General features: G+C 67.9%; 7 protein-coding genes. 4 read left to right on the plus strand and 3 right to left on the minus strand.

Going from position 1 to position 7,036, the window contains the following annotated elements; all coding sequences use genetic code 11:
- Positions 1–71: 71 nt before the first annotated feature.
- The gene (locus tag ACWD35_RS44520; RefSeq protein WP_451357028.1) at positions 72–857 is read right to left on the minus strand and encodes a hypothetical protein; all 786 of its coding nucleotides are present in this window, start codon (positions 855–857) and stop codon (positions 72–74) included.
- A 149-nt stretch (positions 858–1,006) separates the two neighbouring features.
- Positions 1,007–1,144, minus strand: a complete 138-nt coding sequence (locus tag ACWD35_RS44525; protein WP_451357029.1) for a hypothetical protein — start codon at positions 1,142–1,144, stop codon at positions 1,007–1,009.
- Positions 1,145–1,729: 585 nt separating this feature from the next.
- Here ACWD35_RS44525 and ACWD35_RS44530 point away from each other — a divergent pair.
- The 3 genes from ACWD35_RS44530 (at position 1,730) to ACWD35_RS44540 (ending at position 4,605) form a co-directional block, all read left to right on the plus strand.
- The gene (locus ACWD35_RS44530; RefSeq protein WP_451357030.1) at positions 1,730–3,001 is read left to right on the plus strand and encodes a hypothetical protein; all 1,272 of its coding nucleotides are present in this window, start codon (positions 1,730–1,732) and stop codon (positions 2,999–3,001) included.
- A 132-nt stretch (positions 3,002–3,133) separates the two neighbouring features.
- Positions 3,134–4,300, plus strand: coding sequence for a hypothetical protein (locus tag ACWD35_RS44535; protein WP_451357031.1), 1,167 nt, complete (start codon positions 3,134–3,136; stop codon positions 4,298–4,300).
- Entirely contained in the window at positions 4,297–4,605 is a 309-nt protein-coding gene (locus ACWD35_RS44540) for a hypothetical protein (RefSeq protein ID WP_451357032.1), read from the plus strand. Before ACWD35_RS44535 ends, ACWD35_RS44540 begins: the two co-directional genes overlap by 4 nt.
- Before the next feature lie 31 nt (positions 4,606–4,636).
- Here the strand turns inward: ACWD35_RS44540 and ACWD35_RS44545 are convergent, their stop codons facing one another.
- Positions 4,637–6,070 carry an ATP-binding protein gene (locus ACWD35_RS44545; RefSeq protein WP_451357033.1) on the minus strand — a complete coding sequence of 478 codons (1,434 nt, stop codon included), beginning with the start codon at positions 6,068–6,070 and terminating at the stop codon, positions 4,637–4,639.
- A 677-nt stretch (positions 6,071–6,747) separates the two neighbouring features.
- Between ACWD35_RS44545 and ACWD35_RS44550 the strand changes: the two genes are divergently transcribed.
- Complete coding sequence (locus tag ACWD35_RS44550; RefSeq protein ID WP_451357034.1) at positions 6,748–6,957, plus strand: hypothetical protein; 210 nt, start codon at positions 6,748–6,750, stop codon at positions 6,955–6,957.
- Positions 6,958–7,036 lie beyond the last annotated feature (79 nt).

Below are 7,036 nucleotides of genomic sequence, written 5' to 3' on the forward strand. Positions count from 1 at the left end.
TCACGGAACTCCGGATCGAACTTCCGTCGCTTCTCCGCCATGACTCCCAACTTCCCCTGCAGTCACGGTCTTCACGCTACGAGGGGAGGGACAGAGATGTCCTCGGTGCGCGCCAGCAGCAGCGCGAAAGTCACTGCCTGGGCGTAGCCGTCGGCGAAGGTGGCATCATCGGCCGTCGGAAAGAGCAGCCTGCGCCAGTCGTTCTTCAGCCCTGTGAACCGCAACTCCTCACGACGCGCGCCCTCCGCCGCATACCTGCCCTCGAACTCCAATTGCTCCAGGACCGCCGCGCGCAACAGGCGGCACAGCGGTGCAGTGCGCCGAACCAGAGCCGAGGCATGGCGAATTGGCTCGGGAACCCAGTGCAGGAAAGTCCTCAGGAGACTGTTGAACGCTGCAGGCTCACGAGCGGTTAACGACCGTCCTGCACTGGCCAAATCGCCCTCGAAGACGACCGGGGTGCCGATCTGCTCCCCGGTGCGAAAAAGCCGCCACTCCGTGCCGTTGGTGTAGAGCACGTTCGGCAGGTCACGCAGTCGCTCCCACTGCTTCTTGTTACGCCCCGTGAACTTTTCCGGGTCAACAGAATGACCGGGACGCTTGACTTCGATGTAACCGACGATGTCGCCGTGTACCTCGACTGCATAGTCGGGGCGCACACCCACATCACGCAGAGGAGTTTCGGAGTGCCACAGAACGCCGTCCAAGGCATCGTGACTGCCCACAGTCTCTAGGAGCTTCTGCATCGGCGGGCGGATGGACGCCTCGGGGTCGCCCGGTCCGTTCACCATGTCCTTGCACGACGCGCCGAAGGTCGATATGGCCTCCGAGAGCCAGCCGAACTGCTCCTGCGTCACTGCCGCACCCCCCACGCACCGCCGATCACGACTTGAGGGTATGTCAGGTCCGCAAGAAGATCCAGACGAAGTCTCAACGTGGCCTGGGGAGTTGAGGGGGGCGAGCGTGGAGTATGGCTCGGGTCGACGCTCCGCGCAGGCGTAGAGGATCAGACGAGGTCGCGCCAGGACGGAACCGTTGCTCTTGGGTCCCAGCTCTCGTCGACGTCGCCCCGTGCCTCGTCGAACTCTTGGTGCATGTAGTCCGCTGGATTCAGCCCGTAGTAGATGATGTCGGCCTGCCACATCGGGAGCACCAGATACTCGAAGCTTCTGCAGCCAGGGCAAGGGCTCAGCCTGCTGTCCACAGACTGCCCAACGCTCCGGAAGCTTACGGGGCCGTGATCACTCGCGCCAAAGCAACCACGGACGCCCGTCGTTGCCCACCAGGAGCCGTTCGGCAGTTCCTGCTCCGTGCCATGACCCCACCTGGATCCTGCTGTACAGCAGCCGGATACAGCAATCACAGCAACTGGCCCTACCCCGTAGCGTCCCTTTGAAATCCCCCCGACCGGGGCGGGCTCACGGAGGGATCCTCGAACGACCACACTCGACCCGTTAGGAGCTGTGGACCACTCGTGGACCGATATACGCTACTCAGCCGATTGCAGGGCGCTGAACAGGAAGGATACTGCGAGGTGTAAGGGCCTCCGGAGCCGTGTGCGCAGGCTCGAATCCTGCCGGGGCGCCCAACCTGCGACTACCCGTTCACGGAAAGCTGCAAGTCAAGACCGTGAATGGAACCGCGTCGGCGCACCCGCGCAGTCACCCCAGCGGGGGCTGTCCTCGACCATCCGGTCCGCGTCCCACCCTGCTCTGCCAGACTCGATGGCATGCCGAAGAGCCGTGGCCGCCGCAAGCCGGGTGGCGGCAAGAAGTCCGTACGCCGTTCGCCGCATCCCCTGCGACTGTCGGATCGTGTCCTGCGGGAGGCCCGAACGCAGCGTCTGGAAGACAGGAATGTCCTCGCGGTGGAGGCGTGGGCGAGCGGGTGTCTAGGCGAGGCCTGGCTGGCCGCCGGGATGATGGAGCGCGAGCCGGAGCAGGCGCTCTGTCTTGAGGTGGTGGGACGGGCTTCGACGACACCGTCCCCGCATGGCCTTGCCGCGGTGGCCGCGCTGGAGCGGGTCGGCCCGCCCAGCAGCCGCTCCATGCTCGGCGAGACGGTGGAGATCCTCGCCGGGTCGCAGCCGCTGCCCGCCTGGCACGCGGCCGCGCCTCACCGCCCGGTGCGGGCCTGGCGCGCGGTGGATGTGTGGGACAGCGAGCGAGTGCTGTTCGTCGAGTACGACGGTCCCGTCCCGCACACGCTGATGGCGCAGATCAGCGAGGTCGGCGGCACGATGGTCGACAAGCTGGCGCTGCTGACGCCGGCGGCGGCCGAAGCATGGGAGGCGATGCGGGAGGACGGCGAGGTGCCGATGCCGTCGACCGAACAGGACGCGGGCGAGGTGCTCGCGGATCTCGCCCTGGCGTTGCGGCTGACGGACATGGCCTGGCCCCGCCAGGCCGACGAGGACGTGGTCGCCCTGCGGGCCCTGGCCTGGGCACGCTGCCGAGACCACCTGCCCGACTGGCCCGAACACCAACCGCTCGACGAAACCGAACGCGCCCGTCTGCTGGACGCGTTCACCGCCTTCCGCTCCGATGCGGCGCAGGAAGCCGACACCGTCAGGTCGCTGGCCGATCTGTTCCTGGACTATGGAGAGAACTACCTCAGCCGCGGTCCGCTGTGCTGGAGCCCCGGCCAGGTCGCCGGCTTCCTGGAGGACTGGCTGCCCCGCAAGGCCGTACTCGATCAGGAGCACCGCATGCTCTTGCCCGCCGTGCTGACGCAATGGGTGACTTTCGCGCTCACCGAACGCGGTGTCGAGCAGCCATGGATTTCTCCCGTCATCACCGCAGTCGTTGCGTACGCGTCCGCCTTTCGCGCGGCCTTCGACGACGAGGAGGCGTGGGGTCCGGCCAAGCAGATCTCGGCCGCCCTCGCCGCGCGGGGCGTCGACCTCGCCGACCGCGATGCCGTCGACACCGCCGTGCGTGCCCTCAACGCCGACCGGCTCGCCCACCAACTCACCGGTCGACCCCGGCCGTCCGGCTCCTGACACATGCCCCAGACAGACGCGCGCCGCGCTCGCAGGGGGCGGCTCGCGTCGTACGGCAGAAACTTGAAGAGCAGGCAGGAAGAAGTGGACCAGAACGGTTCCCCCACGGCGCTCCCCCCAGTCGGAAGGCTGGTGGCACTGAGCGGAGATCTCAAGAGCGAGCTGGTGGCGTTCGCGCAGGGTCGGCGCTTCGCCCGGCGACTGGATGCCCGGCTCGACGAGGCCGAGGACCGACTCGGCTTCCTGGACGAGGCGACCGCCATCCAGACGATCGACCACTTCGCACTGCAGTACCGGCTGGCGGACGGCTCCACAGTCGTCGAGCAGTTCGTGGCCCAGCGGCGGCCGCCGCTGTCGGAGGACGAACGTGCGATGCTGCTCGGCTGGCGCGACGTGGTCGAGGGGCTCTTCGAGGTACAGGGCTCCGATCGAGGCGCCGCCGTCCTGCACAACCTGCTGGACGACCTCGTCTACCGGGTCCACTCCAACCTGGGGCGGCGTGCTCTGGGGAATCTGCGCAAGGGGATGTTCGTTGCCGCGCGCATCGTGCCCGTCCACCCGGGCACCGACGCCTGGGTGGTCAGCGGCAACCTCACCGCCTACCCGCCCGGCGACGGTTCGGAGTTGGCGCAGGTCGCCGTCCAGACCCTGGCTGTCAATCCGCAGCTGCTGCGCCGCAATCCCGAGATGCTGCGCATGGCCTGGGAGATGCAGGCCGAGGCCTGTGCCGACTTCGTCGAACTGTTCGGCACCGACCTGCTCGTCCTGGAGCCGGCAGAGGCGCAAGTCCGATTGCGCGAGTATCACCGTCACCGGCAGGAGAAGGCCCTCGCCGGACTTGACGACAAGGCCGCCGCGCAGGCGAGGAACAGCGGGCCCTCGCTCGACGAACTCAGCAGCCTGCCCGAAGAGCTTCTCGACGCGGACGACGTCGCTGTGATCTGTGACGAGACCGAAGGCATCTGCTACTACGCCGGCTTCGGCCGTCTCGACGCGCTGTTCGCCGATCCCGCTCTGGCCCGTAACCGCACCTACCTGACGCAGCTCCGGGAGTACCTGAACGACGACTCCGTCTCCCCCATGGTCATCCGCCGTCTGGTCCAGCGGCATACCGAGAACGCCGACGCCGTGTTCCGTACGCTCCTGCGCAAGCCCGCGTTCACCTGGGAGCGGAATGGGGAGGAACTGCTGTGCCGTCGCAAGAAGAGTCACTACACACACGAGCCCGTGCCGAGCATCACCCCTGTCGGCGCCCGCCTCGCGGAACTCCTGCGCGCGGAAAGGCACCACAGACGATGAGGCCCACCACCACCGCGCTCGCCGCCATGGTCGCGGAGGCGATCGTCGATGCCTACGACGAGTACGAACAACTCGCCGCCCTCCATGCAGTCGTCGAGGACCGCCTCGCCCTCCCGTTCGACACAGCCGTGCTCAGCGTCGCCGTAACCGTCACCGCCGTCCAGCTCCGGTCCGGCAGCGGCGTCGTCGCCCTGTGCGGACGCGGTCGACACCGTCAGGCGATCGGCCTCCTCGACCTACCGCTGCCCGAACCCGCGCCTGAAGGGTGGGCCTGGGTGGAGGCCTACCGGCACTGGGCATCCTGAGCCGCTTACCCGATGCCTCACCGTCTCTCCACTACTGCCAGGCGCGGACCAGATCTTCAGGCCCCCAGTGGACCGCAAGCGGCAGACTGCCGACGACACCGCTGCGGGACACCGCGACCAGCGGCGTGTCCGGCCCGGCGCCGGGCACCGCGAGTACGTCCCGAGCCAGGGCGTCGTATTCGCGCCGGCCGAACGGCTGGGACTCCAGCCACTTGATGGAGCCGACGAAGTGCACCGCGCCCGCGACGGGTTCACGGTCGGTGCCGACCAGGTCGATCTCGGGGTTGTTCTGCCGGTTCCACCAGCCGCCGACCGCTTCAGTCTCCGGCCATCGCTCGTCGGGCAACAGCCGCAACAGCGACTCGCGGATGAGCGGCTCGACCGCGCGCCCCCGCCAAGTGGTCCAGGACCGCTCGATGCGCTCCAGGGCAAGATCGCCCCGGCCGCGCTCGATGAGCGGGATACCCCGCTGCAGGAACGCCAGCCAGAAACGGAGATACGGATCGGCGATGCGGTAGCGCTTGTTCTTGGTGTCGGCCTTTGCGGACAGCGGCAGGTCGGCCGCCAGAACCCGCTTGGCCTGCAAGGTGTTCAGCAGCGGGGACAGCGTGCCCGATGGCAGGGCACCTGTTCCCCCGGCCTGTGCAGCGATGGTGGAGAAGGTCCGCTCGCCGCTGCCCACCGCCTCCAGCACCGCCCGCGAGTGCGAGGCCTCGGGGAACTCCCCCAGCAGCGACAGCTCGCCCGCCACCAGTAGCGGAGACAGCGGATTCGCCACCGCCTCGCGCAGGAAGTCCGCCCGGCTCACCCCTGGCCGCCACGACTGAACGATTTCCGGAAAGCCTCCCGTGATCAGCAGCGCGTCCACCGCGTCCGCCGCATCCAGCCCGGTCATGGCCTGCACATCGCCCAGGTGCAGCGGCCGTACGGTCATCTTCGCCGCCCGCCCGAAGAACGGGCGGCCATACGACTGCAGCGCCTCCATCACCGACATGTCGCTGCCGACCAGGATGAGCAGGACCGGCTTGGCGGACAGGTGACGGTCCCAGACGGTCTGCAGCGCCCCCTCGAACTCCGCGTCCTGCTCGACCAGCCACGGCACCTCGTCGATCACCGCGATGCTCGGGACGTCGTCCGGAACCGCGACGGCCAGTGAGCGCAGCGCCTGATTCCAATCCGCGGCCTGCAGCCCGGCCACCAGCTCCGCCCCCGGTAGGGCGGACTGGGCGAGCGCCCCTGTGAAGTCCGCCCGCTCGGCCACGGCGTTGCGGCCCCGGGTCGCCTGGAAGACCACGTACGGAACCCGGGACCGGTCACAGAACTCCTGGACCAGGCGAGACTTCCCCACCCGGCGCCGCCCGGTCATGATCACGGCCCGCCCTCGGGTGGCGCCCACGCCCTCGATCACCAGGCCGAGCTGTCGAGCCAGCAGATCCAGGTCAGCCACCCTCCCCTTGAATTCCACAGGCAGCACCCTCTCGACCAAAACACAGTTTCGATATTACGTAGATTGAATCTACCTTAGATTTTAGCTTGCCTCCTATGCCAGCGTGAACCTTGTCGAAAGACATGGGCGGGCGCACCACACCATCAACCCTTCCGGGTCCTGGGCAGATGCGCCGACATCGGCACAACCGGAGAATCCCCGCAGGTCACAGACCGTCCGGCACGACCAGCTTGCGGCTCCTGCCAGGACCCGGCCCTGCGGTCAAGCGCCGCCGACCTACCGATTCAGCCGGACACAACCGCCTCGATCACCAGCTGCCCGCCGCCGACCAGCGGTTCCGTCCGGCCCCACGGTCCGAGCGCCCCGCCGGGGGACCCCTTCTGAGGTGCCTTAAGACCCCGTGACCAGCGGAAACGCTGAGTACGAAGTCTTCGTGTTTGTGCAGCCATGTGCCGCTCGAAGCGGCCGCATGTCGGGGGCTGTGGACGAGGCGTGGACGGGATCTTGGGGCATCACCGCAGGTGGCATGCCGGAACAGGAGAGGGCCCGCACCTACGTCAGGCGACCTCGCCCCCTACGAATCGCCCCGACGTGGGGGTCACCCACAGGCGCCCATGTGGACAGCCGGCACCTCACCGAGGCGCACCGAATCAGGCCCGGCCCCAAGCCTGGCGATGGCGAGCCACGCTGCACACGTGCTCGACCTGGTCCGCCTGTCAGCAGTGGGCGTGCTTGGCGAACGCGAGTCATGGGGAGGGCGCAGCGACGCCGTGATCTCCGCTCCCCATGACATCGCGGCGCGGCTCGGTATTGCCGACGGCGACTACTGTGTTCGCACGACCTACGAGCACCTGGTGGACGGCAAGCCCGTATACCTGACGACGGGTTGTGTCGGCGGCGGCTGAACCGTGACCCAGTTTGGGCGGGTCAAAAGTGACCCAGGTGTCTTCTGTTTCGTGTGTTCAGCAGTCGTTGTCTTGGGTG

This window comes from Streptomyces sp. NPDC002671, from assembly GCF_053592475.1.